Origin of the sequence: Pseudomonas sp. UBA7500 (genome assembly GCF_002478435.1) — a bacterium.
GTDB classification, from domain to species: Bacteria; Pseudomonadota; Gammaproteobacteria; order Pseudomonadales; family Pseudomonadaceae; genus Aquipseudomonas; species Aquipseudomonas palmensis.
In genome coordinates this window covers 1-16,530 of sequence record NZ_DLNW01000018.1, presented here as the reverse complement: position 1 = coordinate 16,530, position 16,530 = coordinate 1, and the positions used below count along the sequence as shown (strand labels likewise).

Here is a 16,530-nt window from a genome sequence, read left to right as displayed (position 1 = left end):
GGCGCGGTCAGATGACCGAGTCTTCCAGGAAAGGACGGTTCTCGATCACCCGTTGATAACTCAGGGCACTCAGGTCCAGGGTGCGGTAGCCCCCGTAGATGATCAGCTCGCTCAGGCCGCGGCCGATGGCCGGTGCCTGCTGCAGGCCGTGGCCACTGAAACCGTTGCAGAACAGGAAGTTGCGCACCTGGTCATGGGGGCCGACGATGGCGTTGTGGTCGAGCACGCAGAAGTCGTAGTGCCCGGCCCAGGAGTTGACCACCTTGATCGCCTCGAACGCCGGCACACGCTCGGCCAGCACCGGCCACACCTCTTCCTCGAACTCGTCGTGCATCACGTCGAAGTCGCTGAAATCCACCTCCGGGTCGTGGCGTGGGTAGGTGCCGCCCAGGTACAGGTGGCCTTCGGGGCGGAAGAACACCCCGGTGGGGTCGATGGTCAGCGGCACGGTGCCGGGCAGCGGGGTATGGCAGTCGAACACGAACAGCGAACGGCGCCGCGCCTCCACCGGAATGTCCAGCCCGGCCAGGCGCGCCACCTGGCGTCCACGGGTGCCGGCGGTGTTGACCAGCTGGCCACAGCCGATCAACTGGCCATCGCCCAGGCGCACACCGGTGATCACATCACCCTCGCGCAGCACCTGGACCACTTCGTTCTCGACATACTCCACGCCCAGGCTGCGGGCCTTTTTGCGAAAGCCGTTCATGATCCCGTAGTTGTCGAACCATCCCTCGTCCCTCTCGCCATAGGTGCCGCCGGCCAGGCTGTCGGGGTTGACCCACGGGAAGCGGCGGATCAGCGCCTCGGTGTCCAGCAACGTGACGTCGGCACCGTTGTCCAGCTGGGTCTGGTGCAGACGCTTGAGCACGTCGAAGCCTTTCTGGTCGGCCAGGAACAGGTAGCCGTTCTCCTTGAAGGCCAGGTCGGGCCTGTCGCCATTGACCGCCATCAGTTCGGGGAAGTCGCGGATGAACTGCGCGCCAAAGCGCGAGATCTGGATGTTGATCGGGTTGGAGAACTGCACCCGGATAGAGCTGCTGGACAACGCCGTGGCCGATTGGGCATAGGTCCAGTCGCGCTCCACCACCAGCACCGAGCCGGTGAAGTCCGGGTTGCTGGCCAGAAAGTACGCGGTGGCGCTGCCATTCACCGCACCGCCGACGATCACCACATCGTAATGCTGCTTTGTTGCTGTCGAAGCCATGGCTGGGGTCTCTTCAAAAGTGCTCGGAAAAGGTCATTTCGGGTCTTCGAAGTGGCCGGCGCCGGCGAAGTTGCCGCCGTGGTAGCGCGCCGCCGGCTCGTTCGGGTCCAGCGGCGGGTGCTCGGCCAGGACCTTCTCGCGGTAGTCGTCGGCGCTGTCCCTGGGCACGTAGCCGAGGGAGGACGCCAGGCGGTTGTCCCACAGGGTTTCGCGGTTGTCGGACATGCCGTACACGATCATGTGGCCGACCCGTGGCGCCAGCAGCGAGCGCTCGCACAGCTGCGCGAAGTCGGCGAACGACAGCCAGGTGGCGAGCATGCGCCGGTCCAGCGGCTCGGGGAACGAGGAGCCGATGCGCAGGTTCACCGACTCGATGGCGAACTTGTCCCAGTAGTAGCGGCCCAGGTCCTCGGCAAAGCACTTGCTCACCCCGTACAGGCTGTCGGGGCGGTGCGCTGCGCTGGCGTCGATGGTTTCGGTGCGGTCATAGAAGCCGATGGCGTGGTTGGAGCTGGTGTAGATCACGCGCTTGACGCCATGCTGGCGCGCCGCTTCATAGATGTTGTAGGTGCCCACGATGTTGCCGTTGAGGATCGCCGCGAAGGTGTCCTCCACCGGCACGCCGCCGGCATGGATGATGGCATCCACGCCCTCGGCCAGCGGCAGCACATCGGCCAGGTTGCTCAGGTCGCAGCGCACCAGTTCTTCGTGCGGCGCGGCGCTGCCCATGTCGGCGATATCGGTCAGGCGCAGCTCGTCGGCAAAGGCCTGCATGTGCTTGCGCAACACGCTGCCCAGGCGGCCGGCTGCACCGGTGATCAACAAACGTTTGAACGGCTTGCTCATGCTTGAAACCTCGTGAAAGTCGGTTTGTCGTTACTAGGCCAGCGCCGCGAACGCATCGCGCAGCTGCCCCAGGGCCTGCTCCAGCTCCTGGCGCGAGGTGGCGAACGACAGGCGAATGTAGGGTTCGAGGCCAAAGGCCGAGCCCGGCACCGTGGCCACCTTGCCCACCCGCAGCAGGTAGCTGGCAAGGTCGGCGTCGGTTTCGATCACCTGCCCGTCCGGCGTGCGCCTGCCGATGAACGCGGCGCATTGCGGGAAGGCATAGAACGCGCCCTCGGGCATCTGCAGGCTCAGCCCCTCGATGGCCGCCAGGCCCTCGACCACCAGCGCCCCTCGGGCCTGGTACTCGCGATTGGCCTGGCGCACGAAATCCTGCGGGCCGTTGAGCGCCGCAGCAGCCGCCAGTTGCGAAATGGTCGACGGGCAGGTGGTGGTCTGCGACTGGGTCTTGTTCATTGCCACGATCAGCTCGCGTGGCCCGGCCGCATAGCCCAGGCGGTAGCCGGTCATGGCGTAGGCCTTGGACACGCCGTTGATCAGCAGGGTGCGCTCGCGCAGGTGCGGGCAGGCGCTGACGAACGACACGAACGGCTGCCTGCCCAGCACGATGTGCTCGTAGATCTCGTCCGAGATCACCAGCACCCGGGGGTGGCGCTCCAGCACGGCGCCCAGGGCCGCGAACTCTTCACGGCTGTAGATCGCCCCGCAGGGGTTGTTCGGCGAGTTCAGCATCAGCCAGCGGGTACGCGGGGTGATGGCGGCCTCAAGGCGCGCGGCATCCAGCTTGAAGCCGTGTTCGGCGCCGCACGGCACCACCTTCGGCACGCCGCCGTTGAGCATCGCCATGTCGGTGTACGACACCCAGTACGGCGCTGGCGTGAGCACTTCATCGCCCTGCTCCAGGGTGGCGAGAAACGCATTGAACAGCAGCTGCTTGGCGCCATTGCCCACGCAGATTTCGTCCAGTGCGTAGCGCAGGCCGTTTTCCCGCTCGAACTTGTCGACGATGGCCTGGCGCAGCACCTCCAGGCCATTGGGCGCGGTGTAGTGGTTGTTGCCCTCGAGCATCGCCTGGTGCGCGGCCTCGATCACGTGGGCCGGGGTGTTGAAGTCCGGTTCGCCCAGGCTCAGGTTGATCACCGGCTCGCCCTTGGCCAGCATCTGCTTGGCCAGCACCGATACCGCCATGCTCGGCGAGCTTTTCACCGCCCGCACACGGGCACTCTGAAAGTCCATAGGTCAGCCCTCCTGGCCGGGTTCGAAGGCGTAGTCGTCGCGTGCCTGGCTGGCACTGATGTAGCCAAAGCGCAGGTCGCGCGCCACCTCGTGGCGTGGCCGCTGGCGCGGGTCGCCGTAACCGCCGCCACCCGGCAGGCGCAGCACCAGGCGCCGATCGGCCGGCACGAACTGCTGGCCCTTGCCGCGCAGCAGGGTGCCGTCGTCCAGGCCCACGTAGCCCTGGGCCCCCTCCTTGCCCCCCTCGAGCCCACGCGCCGGGTACTGGATGCGGTCGAACATGGCGCTGAAGCGGAAGCTGTAGCCTTCGGCGGCCGACACCTCGATTTCCTGGCCCAGGCCGCCGCGCAGCAGGCCGGCACCGCCGGAGCCTTCGCGCAGTTCCTTGCGCCACACCACCACCGGGCCGGCCTGTTCGGTGGCTTCCACCGGCATGGTGTGCACGCCGCTGGGGAACGCGGTGGCGCTCAGGCCGTCCATGCCGGAGCGCGCGCCCATGCCGCCGCTGTTGAACATCAGCATCTCGGCGTTGCGCCCGGTCGGGTTGCTGTCCAGCGGGCGCACGCTCAGGTGCAGGTTCCACAGTGCGCTGGCGCCCTCGGCCGGCACCTGGCCGGGCAGGCACTTGTGCAGCGCACCCAGCACCAGGTCGGGCACGAAGTGGCCCAGTACATGGCGTACCGATACCGGCGCCGGGTGCTTGGCATTGAGAATGCAGCCCTCGGGCGCAGTGACCGCAAAAGGCTCCAGCGAGGCGCTGTTGTTGGGGATCTCCGGCGCCACGATGCACTTGAGCCCGTAGCAGGCATAGGCCTTGGCGTAGCCCAGCGGCACGTTGATGCCGAACTGGCTCATGCCCGAGGTGCCGCTGAAGTCGGTGAGAATGCCGTCCGGGCCCACCGTCAGGGTCACCGCCAGCGTCACCGGCACGTCGTAGCCGTCCAGGGTCATGCTGTTGTGGTAGGTGCCATGGGGCAGCGACTTGAAGCATTCCAGGGTGGCGCGGCGGCTGTGCTCCAGGATGAACCCGCCGATGTGCTCCAGGTCGTCCAGGGCAAACTCGTCGAGCATGCTCAGCAGGCGTTTGTGCCCGGTCTCGTTGCAGGCCGACAGTGCGTAGAAGTCGCCGACCACGCGGTCGTTCTCGCGCACGTTGTTGCGCAGGATGTTGATCAGGTCGCGGTTCACCTGGCCGCGCTCGAACAGCTTCATGATCGGGATGAACAGGCCTTCCTCGTACACCTCGCGGGCATCAGGGCCGAAACCGCGCCCGCCGATGTCCACCACGTGGGCGGTACTGGCGAAGTAGCCGATCAGCCGGCCCTTGTAGAAAGAGGGCGAGACGATGGTGATGTCGTGCAGGTGCCCGGTGCCCTTCCACGGGTCGTTGGTGACGTACACGTCGCCTTCGAAGATGTTGTCCGGGCCGATGTCGTTGATGAAGTGCACCACCGCCTCGGCCATGGTGTTGACGTGGCCGGGGGTGCCGGTAACGGCCTGGGCCAGCATGTTGCCGGCGCGGTCGAACACCCCGGCCGAGAGGTCGCCGGCTTCGCGCACGCTGGTGGAGAACGCGGTGCGAATCAGGGTCAGGGCCTGTTCTTCGACCACCGACACCAGGCGGTTCCACATCACCTGCATTTGAATATCGATCATTGTTTCGCTCATGGGTTATCGCCTTCCAAACGAATGCGGCTTAGCGCCGGACGACCAGCAGGCAGCCGTCGGGCTGGACCGTGGCGGTGAACGAGGACGACACGAAGGTCGAGGTTTCGCGCTCGGCGATGATCGCCGGGCCATCGATGCGCGCACCGGCCTGCAGCGCTTCGCGCTGGTAGATGCCGGCATCGACGAAACCGCCGGCGACCACGTCGAACACCTGGCGACGCGCCACTTCGTGGGCGCGGTGCGAGGCCTTGACCTGGCTGGCCAGCGCCACGGGCGGCAAGGGCGAACTGGCCTTGACCGACCAGCTGACGATCTCCACGTCCGGGCCTTCGATCGGGCGGCCGAAGAACACCGTGTAGGCCGCCTCGAACAGCGTCTTGAACTGCGCCGTGTCGCTGTTGCTGAAAGCCTTGAACGGCAGGCTCACGGGGATCTCCCAGCCCTGGCCGACGTAGCGCATGAACGCGGTGCACTCCATCTCCGGCTCGCCCTCGGGCATGCCCTGGCGCAGGAAGCCCAGGGCCTCGGCCTTCATGTCGTCGATCAGTGCATTGACCTGCCCCGCCTCGAACTCGGCCAGGCGCACGAAGGCGCTGCGTACCGCTTCATAGCCGAACGGCGCACGCAGAAAACCGATGGCCGACCCTACCCCGGCGCCGGCCGGCACCAGAAAGCGCGACACACCCATCTTTTCGCACAGACGCGCAGCGTGCAGCGGGCCACCGCCACCAAAGGTGATCATGGTGTAGTCGGCAATGTCCTTGCCGCTCTCCACCGCGTGCACCCGGCCGGCGTTGGCCATGTTCTCGTCGACCACTTCGCAGATGCCGAAGGCGGCGGTGCGCGGGTCCATGCCCAGCGGCTGGCCGATCACCCGGTCCACCGCGCTGGCGGCATTGTCGACCGACAGGCGCAGCGCGCCGCCGGCGAAATTGTCGGCATCCAGGCGGCCCAGCAGCAGGTTGGCATCGGTGATGGTCGGCTCAAGGCCACCGCGGTCATAGCAGGCCGGGCCCGGCTCGGACGCCGCGCTGTGCGGGCCCACACGAATCTGGCGCATGCTGTCGATGCTGGCGATGGAACCGCCGCCGGCGCCGATCTCGACCATCTCCACCACCGGGATGGAAATCGGCATGCCGCTGCCCTTCTTGAAGCGGTAGGTGCGCGCCACTTCGAAGGTCTTGGCGGTCTTGGGCACCTGGTTCTCGATCAGGCAGATCTTGGCCGTGGTGCCGCCCATGTCGAACGACACCACCGCGTCGAGCGCGTATTTGCGCGCAATGTCGGCGGCGAAGATCGCCCCGCCCGCCGGGCCCGACTCCACCAGGCGCACCGGAAACTCGGCGGCGCTCTGCACCGAGATGATGCCGCCGCCGGAATGGATCATGAACACCGGGCAATCGGCGCCGGCGGCCTTGAGGGTGATCACCAGGCGGTCCAGGTACGACTTGATCAGGGGTTTGACGTAGGCGTTGGCGCACACGGTGTTGAAGCGTTCGAACTCGCGCATCTGCGGCGAGACTTCGCTGGAGATCGAAATCGACAGGTGTGGCAGGCGCGCCTGCAGGGCGTCGCGCAACAGGCGCTCGTGGGCACCATTGATGTAGCTGTGGATCAGGCCGATGGCCACGCTCTGGTAGTCGCCCTCGCCGATGCGCTGCACCAGCGCGTCGATATCGGCCTGTTGCGGGGCGATCAGCACGTTGCCGCGTACGTCCAGGCGCTCGCGCAGGGTGTAGCGGTGCTCGCGCTCGATCAGCGGCGGTGGCAGCGCAATGTTGATGTCGTACTGCTCGAAACGGTTTTCGGTGCGCATCTCCAGCGTGTCGCGAAAACCTTCGGTGGTGATGAACGCAGTGCGCGCGCCGCGGCGCTCGATCAGGGCATTGGTGGCCAGGGTGGTGCCGTGGATCAGTTGCTCGATATCCGACAGCTTCAGGCCTGCCGCGTCGACGACCGCCTGCACACCCGTGAGGATCGCACGCTCGGGCAATGCGTAGTCCGTCAGAATCTTGGTCGAGTGCAACACCCCGCCGACATCCAGCGCGATATCCGTAAAGGTCCCACCTATGTCCACGCCGACTCGGCATGCTGTAGCAGTCATCGTCGTTCCCCTGAATTCTTGTGCTTGTCACACCCGACTGGTTGGCGGGCTTAATGTAAGTTATATGTTGTCTTACAGGTGGTCAAGCACTAACACCACGCTTTTCCACCCTCGCCCGGGCTGGCGTGCCGATGCGCCGTGCGCACCGGCACCGCCTGCCTCAGCCGAGCGTCTTGACCATCCGCGCGCCGCCCACGGCCTGGGCCGTGGGGAACACCTCCAGACGCGAAACGTCCACCTGCTCGGGCAGGCGCAAGGCCGCCAGCAGCAGATGGGCGATGTCCTCGGGCATGATCGAGGCGTAGCCGTCATACAGCTCGCTGCCCGCGGCCTGCATGCCCATGGCAGTGCGGTACAGCTGGGTCTGCACGCGACCCGGGGCGATTTCGGTCACCCGCACCCCGCTGCCCAGCAGGTCGCAGCGCAGCGCGTCGCAGAACAGGCTGATGCCGGCCTTCGACGAACCATACACCGCCGCCCCGGGGTGCGGCGCACGCCCGGCACTCGAGCCGATGAAGAACAGGTGGCCATGGCCGCGCTGCACCATGCCCGGCAGCACCTGACGGGTCAGGTGCAGGGGCGCCTTGAGGTTGATGTCGAGCATGGTGTCGATCTCGGCCGGGTCCATGTCCTGGAACGCGGCTCGGCTCGACAGCACCCCGGCATTGTTGACCAGCACGTCCACCGGGTACTGGCTCAGCACCTGGGCAAAGGCGTCGGCCTGGCGCACGTCGGCCTCCACCGTCACCACGCCCTGCTCCTGGCCCAACGCCTGCAGCGCCTCACGGCTGCGGCCCACGGCAATCACCTGCAGGCCGGCATCGCGCAGGGCCAGCACGATGGCCTTGCCGATGCCGCTGGTGGCACCGGTCACCAGTGCACATCGGTAGGACGCCGGTAATGCGGCTGCTTCAGGCATAGATGTAACCCCCGCTGACAATCACGTTCTCACCCGTGGCATAGCTGTTGCGGCTGCTGCCCATCATCACGATCCATTCGGCGATCTCTGCAGGTTCCGCCGCGCGGCCCAGCGGGTTGGCGGCGGCCAGCTCGCCGAGAAAACCCAGCTGGCGGGCGCGCTCGGTGGCAAAGCCGGCCGGCGCCACCGAGTTGACCAGGATCTGGTCCTTGGCACAGGCCTGGGCGAAGGATTTGGTCAGGCTCACCACCGCCGCCTTGGTGGCGGCATAGTGGGCGTTCTGCGGGTGCGCCTTGAAGGCGTCCACCGAGGTCACGTTGACGATGCGCCCGGTCACCTGCGGCGCCGCGACGAAGCCCTGCATGTGGCGCACGGCGGCGACCATCATGTGGTAGGTGCCCTTGATGTTGACCGCGTTTTCCAGGTCCCACTCTTCGTCGGTGATCTCGAAGATGTCCTGGCGCGGGTAGATCGCCGCGCTGTTGACCAGGCAGTGCACCCGCCCCAGTGCCTCGACGACCTGCCCGAAGGCTGCATGGGCGCTGGCCTGGCGCGAAATGTCCGCCGCCGCCGTGGCCACCTCGCAATCCAGGGCGCGCAAGGTGCTTGCCGCCTCGGCCATCAACTGCTCATTGCGATCGATCAAGCCGATTTTTCGTGCCCCACGCTTGACCATCAACCTGGCGGTCTCCAGGCCCAAACCCGAAGCCCCGCCAACGATTACGACCGTCTGACCTTCCATAACCACCTCCGCGCATTAGTCTTTACGTAAGATGCCTGTTGTCTTACATTTGGTCAAACCGAATTTGCCCCGCTCGATGCCCATACAGGACTGCGCCATGCCCGCTGCCGCTACTGCCTGCTCGCCCCGGGACCGCCTGCTCGACGCGGCCACCGAACTGTTCGCCACCCGCGGCTACCAGGCCATCGGCCTGCGCGACCTGGCCAGCCATCTGGGCCTGCGTGCCGGCTCGCTGTACCACCACATCGAGAACAAGCAGTGCCTGTTGTTCGAGCTGATCGAGTCGACCCTGGCCGACCTGGTGTTCGACACAAAACGCTGCATGAAAGGCGCCAGAACCCCCGAAGAACGCCTGCAGCGCTTCGTCCAGGCGTTTGTGCGGTTCAACCTGGCGCACGCCCATCGCGTGCAATTGGTGACTCGCGAGTACGTCAACCTGTCCCACGAACAGCAGTTGCAGATCGACGCGCTCAACCGCAGCCATGCGTCGATCCTGAGCGGCATCATTGCTAGCGAGTGTGCACGCGACGGGCGCCAGGGAGGCGCGATCGGCCTCGTCACCCATGCCGTCATCGGCATGCTGTACGGGCACGCGCAGTGGCGCGGGGTGCAGGTCAGCGAACAGGGCCTGACCCAGGCCCTGATCACCTTCGTCACGGGCATCATCGAAAGCGCCAAGAACAATTCCAACATGGCCTGATCTACATGCACCCACAGCGCAAGACCTTGCACAACGAGCTGCACGCCCGCCCCTCGCTGTACTTCGACGAGCCCGCCCACGTCTACCACCTGGCCTTTCTCAGCGACGACGCACGTTGCGAGGCGCTACTGCAGCAGTGCTGCCCGGAGCCGGTGAGCCCCGGCGCCGTGCAGGGCATCACCCGACTGCAAGGCCACGCCCTGAAATGGGAACGGCACGCCGAGTTCGTCACCCTCACCCTGGTGGTCACCACCACCGAGCAGACGCCGGACTGGCAGCCCCTGCCCGCGCTGCTGATGGACAGGGTCGATGCCTTTTTGCCGTACCTGATCAATGCCGTGCAGATCATGGTGCACAACGACGCGGCATTTGCCGGCGAGCTGTCGCGCTACGGTTTCAAGGACCCGTGCGGCTCGTGCATTGGCGGGGGCGATGCGCGGGTATGGAGCGATTTTCGCCTGGGCGAGGACGGCACCAACCGCTTCCTGTTCGTCAACAGGCGCCTCAATGCCTACCGCCAGGGCCGCATGATCCGGCGCCTGCTGGAGATCGAGACCTACCGCATGATGGCCTCGCTGTCGCTGGACACCGCCAAGGCCCTGAGCGTGGAGCTCAATGCCTACGACAGAACCCTGGTGAGCCTGTCCGAGCGCAACGCCGACCCGCAGCCGGGCAACGCCAAGGCACTGCTGGGCGACATTGCCGGGCTGTCGGCGCAGATGGTGCGCAGCGCCGCGAAGACCCGCCACCGCTTCAGCGCCACCCAGGCCTATGCGCAACTGGTGTTCGAGCGCCTGGGCGAGCTGCGCGAAAGCCACCTGGGCGATTGCCAGCGGTTGGGTATCTTCATCGAACGGCGCTTCAAGCCCACGGTGCGCTACTGCGCCGTGACCGAACAGCGCCTGGACCAGCTGGCCAAGAGCGTGGCCAACCTGGGCGACCTGCTGCAGGCACGGGTGCAGGTGGAAATGGAGGAGCAGAACGCGGAGATCCTCAAGAGCCTGAGCACCCGCGCCGACACCCAGATCAAGATCCAGCGCGCAGTGGAAGGGTTGTCGATCATCGCCATCACCTACTACCTGCTCAACCTGTTCAAGCTGATCTATTCAGGCCTGACGGTGATGGGGCTGCAGGTCAGCGCACGGGACGCACTGCTGGGCATGGCGCCGCTGGCCATCGGCGTGCTGGGGTTGATTCTGGTGCGGGTGCGCAAGGTCAAGCACAACGATCACTAGCCCTGCGGCCAGCGCTTGAACCTGCATTGCTTAAACCGAGCGCCATGGCCTGCATGCCTTGGCGCCGCTGGCCCGGCAGCGAAACGCAACACGAACGGAAGCCGACCGCAATCAAGCAGCTTTTGATAGTTGGGGAAGGTTGATACGAGAAAAAATGGCAGGGGCGGCTGGATTCGAACCAACGCATGGCAGGATCAAAACCTGCTGCCTTACCGCTTGGCGACGCCCCTGTGATGCAACTGGAAGCCCATGAAAGGCCTCGGCAGGAATGAGCGGAAATGTACCAACTTTCGCTTCGCCAGGGAAGCCCCCACGCTAAAAAATAAAGAAAAAACAGGTGGTTACCGCATGGCTTACGGCATATCCGGCTTTTGCGGCCCATTCACGCAGCCAAATCGCGTCTCCTTCGACGGGCCGTACCCATAAAAAGAGGTGTAGCACTTGCTGAAATGGCTGGGCGAAACAAAGCCGCACGCCAGGGCCACATCGATCAACGCCAGGTCCGAGTGCTGCAACAACCGGCGACTCTCGGTAATGCGCAACTCCAGGTAGTAACGGACCGGCGTGGTCCCCAACTGCGACTGGAACAGCCGCTCGATCTGACGCCGGGACAACCCCACATACTGCGCCAACTGCACCTGGCTCAGCGGCTCTTCAAGGTTGGCCCCCATCAGCTTGATCGCCTCGCGCAGCGGCGCACTCATGTTCTGGTGCACGGTCGGCTGCACCCGGCGAAAGCGCGAGGCCTCGTAGGCCAGGATATCGACCACGGCATCCACCAGGCCACGCCCATGACGCTGGCCGATCCATTCCAGCACCATGTTGAACGCCCCCGCCGGGCTGCCCGCCGTCAGGCGGTCTCGGTCCACCGTGTAGCTCTCCCCTGTCACCTGGCTATGCCTGGCCAGCTCGGCCAGCGCCGCACGGTTCTCCGGGTGCACCGCACACTGGTAGCCATCGAGCAGGCCGGCCTGGGCCAGAAACCAGGCACCATTCCACAGCCCCGCCAACGCCACCCCCGCCTGCGCAGCCCGTTGCAGCAACAGGGCCAGCTCCGGCAGCGGGCGCAGCACGGTGCGCAGGCCACCGCACACCACCAGCAGGTCCAGGCCTTCGAGCGTCTTCAGCCCCAGCGGCGCATCCGGGCAGATCACCAGCCCCAGGTCGCTGACCACCGAGGCACCGTCAAGGCTGAAGGTGGTGGTGGCGAAGGCATCGGCCTGGATCAGGTTGGCGGTGACCAGGGTATCGAGCGCCTGGGTGAAGGCCGGCAACGAAAAATGTTCGAGCAGCACAAAGCCCACCCGCGCCCGGGGCCCGCTGCCGTGACCCTGCCCGCCTACAAAACGCAGGTTCGAGCCCTGCAGGGCACCGCTGAACTGCCGCCGTTGCACCACGTTCTGCCTCTTCTGGTTGTTCTGGTAAAGCGTGCAGAGCACGCCGGGTGGCACGGCAATATGCCTTCAAATGCCCCCGCCGCGATAGTCGTCGCCACACTCGACAGTTGAAACTTTCTGCGCGCGCCCCCGGTCCAGACCTCTGACTATCACTTGTAAACGTGAGGGATCGAATGACGACGACAGTGGGCGACTTCCTGGTTGAGCGGCTGTATCAATGGGGCGTGCGACGTATCTACGGCTACCCTGGCGATGGCATCAACGGCGTGTTCGGCGCGCTCGACCGGGCCCGGGGCAAGATCGAATTCATCCAGGCGCGGCACGAGGAAATGGCCGCGTTCATGGCCGCAGCCCATGCCAAGTTCACCGGCGAGCTGGGGGTATGCATCGCCACCTCCGGCCCCGGCGCCTCGCACCTGCTCACCGGTCTCTACGATGCGCGCATGGACCACATGCCGGTACTCGCCATCGTCGGCCAGCAGGCCCGCACCGCGCTGGGCGGCCATTACCAGCAGGAACTGGACCTGTTGTCGATGTTCAAGGACGTGGCCGGCGCCTTCGTGCAGCAGGCCTCCGAACCCTCCCAGGTACGCCACCTGATCGACCGTGCCGTGCGCACGGCGGTGGGCGAGCGCCGCGTCACGGCGGTGATCCTGCCCAACGACCTGCAGGACCTGCCCTATAAAGAACCCGCCCGCGCCCACGGCACCCTGCATTCGGGCGTCGGCTACAGCAAGCCCAGGGTGGTGCCCTACGAGGCCGACCTGCAGCGCGCCGCCGACATCCTCAATGCGGGCAGGAAGGTCGCCGTGCTGGTCGGTGCGGGCGCGCTGAACGCCACCGACGAGGTCATCGCCGTGGCCGAAAAACTCGGCGCCGGCGTGGCCAAGGCGCTGCTGGGCAAGGCCGCCCTGCCCGACGAACTGCCCTGGGTCACCGGCGCCATCGGCCTGCTCGGCACCGAGCCCAGCTACAAGCTGATGCAGGAGTGCGACACCCTGCTGATGATCGGCTCGGGCTTCCCCTACGCCGAGTTTCTGCCCAAGGAGGGCCAGGCCCGCGCGGTGCAGATCGATATCCAGCCCGACATGCTCAGCCTGCGCTACCCGATGGAGGTCAACCTGGTGGGCGATGCGGCCGAAACCCTGAGCGCCCTGCTGCCGCTGCTCGACAGCAAGACCAGCCGCAGCTGGCGCAAGAAGGTCGAAGGCTGGCGCGCCCGCTGGGACAAGACCCTGGAAAAACGCGCACTGGTCAGCGCCAACCCGATCAACCCGCAGCGGGTGGTGCACGAGCTGTCCCCGCGGCTGCCCGACCAGGCCATCATCACCAGCGACTCGGGTTCGTGCGCCAACTGGTACGCCCGCGACCTGAAGATCCGCCGCGGCATGCAGTGCTCGCTGTCCGGCGGCCTGGCCTCGATGGGTGCGGCCGTGCCCTACGCCATCGCGGCCAAGTTCGCCCACCCCGAGCGCCCGGTGATCGCGCTGGTGGGCGACGGCGCCATGCAGATGAACAACATGGCCGAGCTGATCACCGTGGCCAAGTACTGGCGTCAGTGGCAGACCCCGAACTGGATCTGCGCGGTGTTCAACAACGAGGACCTCAACCAGGTCACCTGGGAGCAGCGGGTAATGGAGGGCGACCCCAAGTTCGAGGCGTCGCAGAACATTCCCGACGTGCCCTACCACCTGTTTGCCATCTCCATCGGGCTCAAGGGCATTTTCGTCGAGCGTGAAGAAGACGTTGCCGCCGCCTGGGAGCAGGCCCTGGCCAGCGACTGCCCGGTGCTGATCGAGTTCAAGACCGACCCCAACGTGGCGCCCCTGCCGCCGCACATCACCGTGCAACAGGCGAAGAACTTCGCCACCACCCTGCTCAAGGGCGACCCCGACGAAGCCGGCGTGATCACCCAGACCGCCAAGCAGGTGCTCAGCGCGGTGCTGCCCAAGCGCAAGCGCTGATTGCATGCCCACGCCACTTCGCTGAGGCGGCGTGGGCGTGGGCAGTGTGCCTTCATCCAAACTGCATGATCCGGTGGCCGTTTCGGGCAATTTGCAAGCCTGACGCTGCCCATGCGCTGGCGACGCCGTTGATTCAACGAGGTTTTTCCAGCGGTGCAGGCTGGCATCGTTGATGCAACGACTACCGAGGCGAACACGCCACCGTACCCGCCACCGGAGATCACCATGAATGCCATTGAACTGCTCGAAGCCGATCACAAGCGCGTAAAGGCCCTGTTGGCAAAACTGAGCGCATCCACCGAGCGCGGCGTCAAGACGCGCACCCAGCTGCTTGCCGAACTGGAGATGGAAATCACCGTGCACACCGAGATCGAGGAGCAGATCCTCTACCCGGCGTTCAAGCAGGCCGGCGGCAAGGAACAGGACGTGATGTACTACGAGGCCAAGGAAGAGCACCGCACCGTCGACTCCCTGGTGCTACCCGACCTCAAGACCACCGACCCGTCGACCCCGGAGTTCACCGGCCGCGTGAAGGTGGTGAAGGAGCTGCTCGAGCACCATATCGAGGAAGAAGAGTCCGAGATGTTCCCGCAGGCCCGCAAGCTGCTGAAAAAGGCCGAACTCGAGGCCCTTGGCGAACAGATGCAGGCGTTCAAGGCCAACTACATGAAGGCCCTCAAGAATACCACCAGCCACTGATCCCTTCCCCAGGCCCGCCGCCGGGCGGGCCCGTCCCACCTTTGGTCGTGCCCTTGGCAGTCACCTGTCACTTGCCTTGAACTCTGCCGCCACGTCCATCGTCATCCGCCTGAGAGTCCGTAAAACAGTGCTTGGCAATCAGCGCAGTGTGCCCGGCGTTTATCCGAACGTAAGGGAGAACCACAATGAACGGGACTGATCAGTCGGCCCACGGCGACGCCTCGCAGTCGCCCCAGGGCACCCCGCAGGAACACCTGCACACCCTGGCCGAAGACGCCGGGGCATTGCTCGACGACGCCAGGGAACACGGCGCCAGACAGTACGAGCAGTATCGCGACCTGGCCGCCGAACAGCTCGACTCGCTGGTCGAAGGCGCCCAGTCGGCAGCCTCGGCCCTTGAAGGCAAGGATTCCCTCGGGCTGGCCCAGTACATGGCGCAACTGGCCAGCGGGCTGGGCGATTTTGCCGACCAGGTCCGCGACAACAGCATCGAGGACATGGTGCACAAGGGCGCGCAACTGGCCCGCGACAACCCCACGCTGTTCCTGGCCGGCAGCGTCGCCATCGGCTTTGGCCTGTCGCGCTTCCTGCGCGCCAGCAGCAGCCACCCGACCGCGTCGGGCACCCCCACGCAGGCCTACGGCGCCAGCACGCCCTACCAGAGCTCGGTACCGCCGCTGCGCGACAACCCCGTGCCCGCCGACCCGCTGGGCCGCACCCTGGCCGATGGCCCCAACACCCAGGACAGCTTCAAGGGAGGTGTGTGATGGAACGCGACCCACTCGATACCCTGCCCCCCGCGCCACCGGGCGAGCACGACAACACCAGCATCGGCAGCCTGCTGCGCCAGCTCACCCGTGAAGTGCCCGAGCTGTTCACCAAGGAGCTGGCACTGGCCAAGGCCGAACTGCAACGCAGCCTGACCACCCTCAAGGCCGGTACAGCCGCCGTGGCCGGCGGCGCCATGGTGCTGCTGGCGGGCCTGATCATCCTGCTGATGGCGGCGGTGTACGGCCTGGCCTACGTGGTCGCGCCCTGGCTGGCGGCGCTGATCGTGGGCGCGGTGACCCTGGTCATCGGCTTCGTGATGCTGCAGGCCGGCAAGAAGCAGTTCGACCCGTCCAACCTCACCCCTGACCGCACCCTGCATGCTCTGCAACAGGACAAGGACGCACTGAAGAGGAAAGTCTCATGAGCACCTCATTCGAAGCCGAATCGCACAAGAGCCCGGAAACCCTGGAGCAGGAGATCGACGCCAAGCGCGCCAGCATCAGCCACCTGGTGGACTCGCTGGAACACCGCCTCACCCCCGGCCAGCTGATCGACCAGGGCATGGCGTACTTCAAGGGCAACGGCGGCGAGTTCTTCCAGAACCTGGGCACCACACTGAAGCACAACCCGGTGCCCACCGTGCTCACCGGCGTGGGCCTGGCGTGGCTGGTGCTGAACCAGAACCGCCCCTTCTCACCCGGCTCGCCGACCTTTGGCGGCAGCGGCCTGGCCGACACGCTGGGCGACGCTGCCAGCGGCATCAAGGGCGCCATGGCCCAGGCCGGCGAGCACCTGCACCACGCCTCGGACGTGGCCCACGACAAGGCGCGCGACGCCGGCGACAGCCTGGGCAGCTCGGCCGACAAGGTGCGCCAGGCCGCGCACCACGCCAGCGACCGGGTGCAGGCCCAGGCCGCGCAGCTCAAGGGCCAGTTCGACCACCTGCTCAAGGACCAGCCGCTGGTGCTGGCCGCGATCGGCATCGCCCTCGGCGCGGCCCTGGGCGCGGCATTGCCCGGCACGCGCAAGGAGGACGAACTGATGG

At 66.1% G+C, this 16,530-nt stretch carries 15 protein-coding genes and 1 tRNA gene; 7 read left to right on the top strand and 9 right to left on the bottom strand.

What is annotated here, in order from left to right:
- Positions 1-7: 7 nt before the first annotated feature.
- From B4I46_RS08140 to B4I46_RS08110, 7 genes are all read right to left on the bottom strand, one after another.
- Positions 8-1,204 (bottom strand): NAD(P)/FAD-dependent oxidoreductase, encoded by a 1,197-nt coding sequence (locus B4I46_RS08140; RefSeq protein WP_286899539.1) that lies wholly within the window; start codon positions 1,202-1,204, stop codon positions 8-10.
- Positions 1,205-1,237: 33 nt separating this feature from the next.
- Positions 1,238-2,050: an NAD-dependent epimerase/dehydratase family protein gene (locus tag B4I46_RS08135; protein WP_286899537.1), complete on the bottom strand. Its 813-nt coding sequence runs from the start codon at positions 2,048-2,050 to the stop codon at positions 1,238-1,240.
- 33 nt (positions 2,051-2,083) lie between these two features.
- Positions 2,084-3,286 (bottom strand): aminotransferase class I/II-fold pyridoxal phosphate-dependent enzyme, encoded by a 1,203-nt coding sequence (locus B4I46_RS08130; protein ID WP_043864052.1) that lies wholly within the window; start codon positions 3,284-3,286, stop codon positions 2,084-2,086.
- Positions 3,287-3,289: 3 nt separating this feature from the next.
- Positions 3,290-4,942 carry a hydantoinase B/oxoprolinase family protein gene (locus B4I46_RS08125; RefSeq protein WP_236171901.1) on the bottom strand — a complete coding sequence of 551 codons (1,653 nt, stop codon included), beginning with the start codon at positions 4,940-4,942 and terminating at the stop codon, positions 3,290-3,292.
- 40 nt (positions 4,943-4,982) lie between these two features.
- Positions 4,983-7,058, bottom strand: coding sequence for a hydantoinase/oxoprolinase family protein (locus B4I46_RS08120; RefSeq protein WP_054914337.1), 2,076 nt, complete (start codon positions 7,056-7,058; stop codon positions 4,983-4,985).
- A gap of 160 nt (positions 7,059-7,218) precedes the next feature.
- Positions 7,219-7,977 (bottom strand): SDR family oxidoreductase, encoded by a 759-nt coding sequence (locus tag B4I46_RS08115; protein ID WP_282362399.1) that lies wholly within the window; start codon positions 7,975-7,977, stop codon positions 7,219-7,221.
- Positions 7,970-8,719 (bottom strand): SDR family NAD(P)-dependent oxidoreductase, encoded by a 750-nt coding sequence (locus B4I46_RS08110; protein ID WP_043864056.1) that lies wholly within the window; start codon positions 8,717-8,719, stop codon positions 7,970-7,972. Before B4I46_RS08110 ends, B4I46_RS08115 begins: the two co-directional genes overlap by 8 nt.
- Before the next feature lie 97 nt (positions 8,720-8,816).
- On the opposite strand from B4I46_RS08110, the gene B4I46_RS08105 reads away from it, so the two are divergent.
- Both B4I46_RS08105 and B4I46_RS08100 read left to right on the top strand, forming a co-directional pair.
- Positions 8,817-9,419 (top strand): TetR/AcrR family transcriptional regulator, encoded by a 603-nt coding sequence (locus B4I46_RS08105; RefSeq protein ID WP_054914335.1) that lies wholly within the window; start codon positions 8,817-8,819, stop codon positions 9,417-9,419.
- 5 nt (positions 9,420-9,424) lie between these two features.
- Complete coding sequence (locus B4I46_RS08100; protein ID WP_088514421.1) at positions 9,425-10,654, top strand: DUF3422 domain-containing protein; 1,230 nt, start codon at positions 9,425-9,427, stop codon at positions 10,652-10,654.
- Between the two features lie 155 nt (positions 10,655-10,809).
- Here B4I46_RS08100 and B4I46_RS08095 read toward each other — a convergent pair.
- A tRNA-Gln gene (locus B4I46_RS08095) sits at positions 10,810-10,884 on the bottom strand.
- A gap of 123 nt (positions 10,885-11,007) precedes the next feature.
- Positions 11,008-12,048 (bottom strand): GlxA family transcriptional regulator, encoded by a 1,041-nt coding sequence (locus B4I46_RS08090; protein ID WP_229590272.1) that lies wholly within the window; start codon positions 12,046-12,048, stop codon positions 11,008-11,010.
- Positions 12,049-12,224: 176 nt separating this feature from the next.
- Between B4I46_RS08090 and B4I46_RS08085 the strand changes: the two genes are divergently transcribed.
- From B4I46_RS08085 to B4I46_RS08065, 5 genes are all read left to right on the top strand, one after another.
- On the top strand, positions 12,225-14,015 hold the full coding sequence (locus B4I46_RS08085; protein WP_043864059.1) for a thiamine pyrophosphate-requiring protein: 1,791 nt from the start codon (positions 12,225-12,227) through the stop codon (positions 14,013-14,015).
- A 225-nt stretch (positions 14,016-14,240) separates the two neighbouring features.
- On the top strand, positions 14,241-14,714 hold the full coding sequence (locus tag B4I46_RS08080) for a hemerythrin domain-containing protein (RefSeq protein WP_043864060.1): 474 nt from the start codon (positions 14,241-14,243) through the stop codon (positions 14,712-14,714).
- 185 nt (positions 14,715-14,899) lie between these two features.
- Complete coding sequence (locus tag B4I46_RS08075) at positions 14,900-15,481, top strand: hypothetical protein (RefSeq protein WP_286899522.1); 582 nt, start codon at positions 14,900-14,902, stop codon at positions 15,479-15,481.
- Positions 15,481-15,909: a phage holin family protein gene (locus B4I46_RS08070; protein ID WP_080922937.1), complete on the top strand. Its 429-nt coding sequence runs from the start codon at positions 15,481-15,483 to the stop codon at positions 15,907-15,909. Before B4I46_RS08075 ends, B4I46_RS08070 begins: the two co-directional genes overlap by 1 nt.
- Positions 15,906-16,530: DUF3618 domain-containing protein (locus tag B4I46_RS08065; protein WP_286899519.1), on the top strand; the 625-nt coding region annotated here is incomplete at its 3' end. The genes B4I46_RS08070 and B4I46_RS08065, both read left to right, overlap by 4 nt.

What these genes read in the sequence shown, in the direction of transcription:
- B4I46_RS08105 (WP_054914335.1), top strand. Translation starts at nt 8,817, where the DNA reads ATGCCCGCTGCCGCTACTGCCTGCTCGCCCCGGGACCGCCTGCTCGAC.
- B4I46_RS08080 (WP_043864060.1), top strand. Translation starts at nt 14,241, where the DNA reads ATGAATGCCATTGAACTGCTCGAAGCCGATCACAAGCGCGTAAAGGCC.
- B4I46_RS08130 (WP_043864052.1), bottom strand. Translation starts at nt 3,286, where the DNA reads ATGGACTTTCAGAGTGCCCGTGTGCGGGCGGTGAAAAGCTCGCCGAGC.
- B4I46_RS08075 (WP_286899522.1), top strand. Translation starts at nt 14,900, where the DNA reads ATGAACGGGACTGATCAGTCGGCCCACGGCGACGCCTCGCAGTCGCCC.
- B4I46_RS08085 (WP_043864059.1), top strand. Translation starts at nt 12,225, where the DNA reads ATGACGACGACAGTGGGCGACTTCCTGGTTGAGCGGCTGTATCAATGG.
- B4I46_RS08125 (WP_236171901.1), bottom strand. Translation starts at nt 4,942, where the DNA reads ATGATCGATATTCAAATGCAGGTGATGTGGAACCGCCTGGTGTCGGTG.
- B4I46_RS08120 (WP_054914337.1), bottom strand. Translation starts at nt 7,058, where the DNA reads ATGACTGCTACAGCATGCCGAGTCGGCGTGGACATAGGTGGGACCTTT.
- B4I46_RS08070 (WP_080922937.1), top strand. Translation starts at nt 15,481, where the DNA reads ATGGAACGCGACCCACTCGATACCCTGCCCCCCGCGCCACCGGGCGAG.
- B4I46_RS08110 (WP_043864056.1), bottom strand. Translation starts at nt 8,719, where the DNA reads ATGGAAGGTCAGACGGTCGTAATCGTTGGCGGGGCTTCGGGTTTGGGC.
- B4I46_RS08100 (WP_088514421.1), top strand. Translation starts at nt 9,425, where the DNA reads ATGCACCCACAGCGCAAGACCTTGCACAACGAGCTGCACGCCCGCCCC.
- B4I46_RS08135 (WP_286899537.1), bottom strand. Translation starts at nt 2,050, where the DNA reads ATGAGCAAGCCGTTCAAACGTTTGTTGATCACCGGTGCAGCCGGCCGC.
- B4I46_RS08140 (WP_286899539.1), bottom strand. Translation starts at nt 1,204, where the DNA reads ATGGCTTCGACAGCAACAAAGCAGCATTACGATGTGGTGATCGTCGGC.
- B4I46_RS08115 (WP_282362399.1), bottom strand. Translation starts at nt 7,977, where the DNA reads ATGCCTGAAGCAGCCGCATTACCGGCGTCCTACCGATGTGCACTGGTG.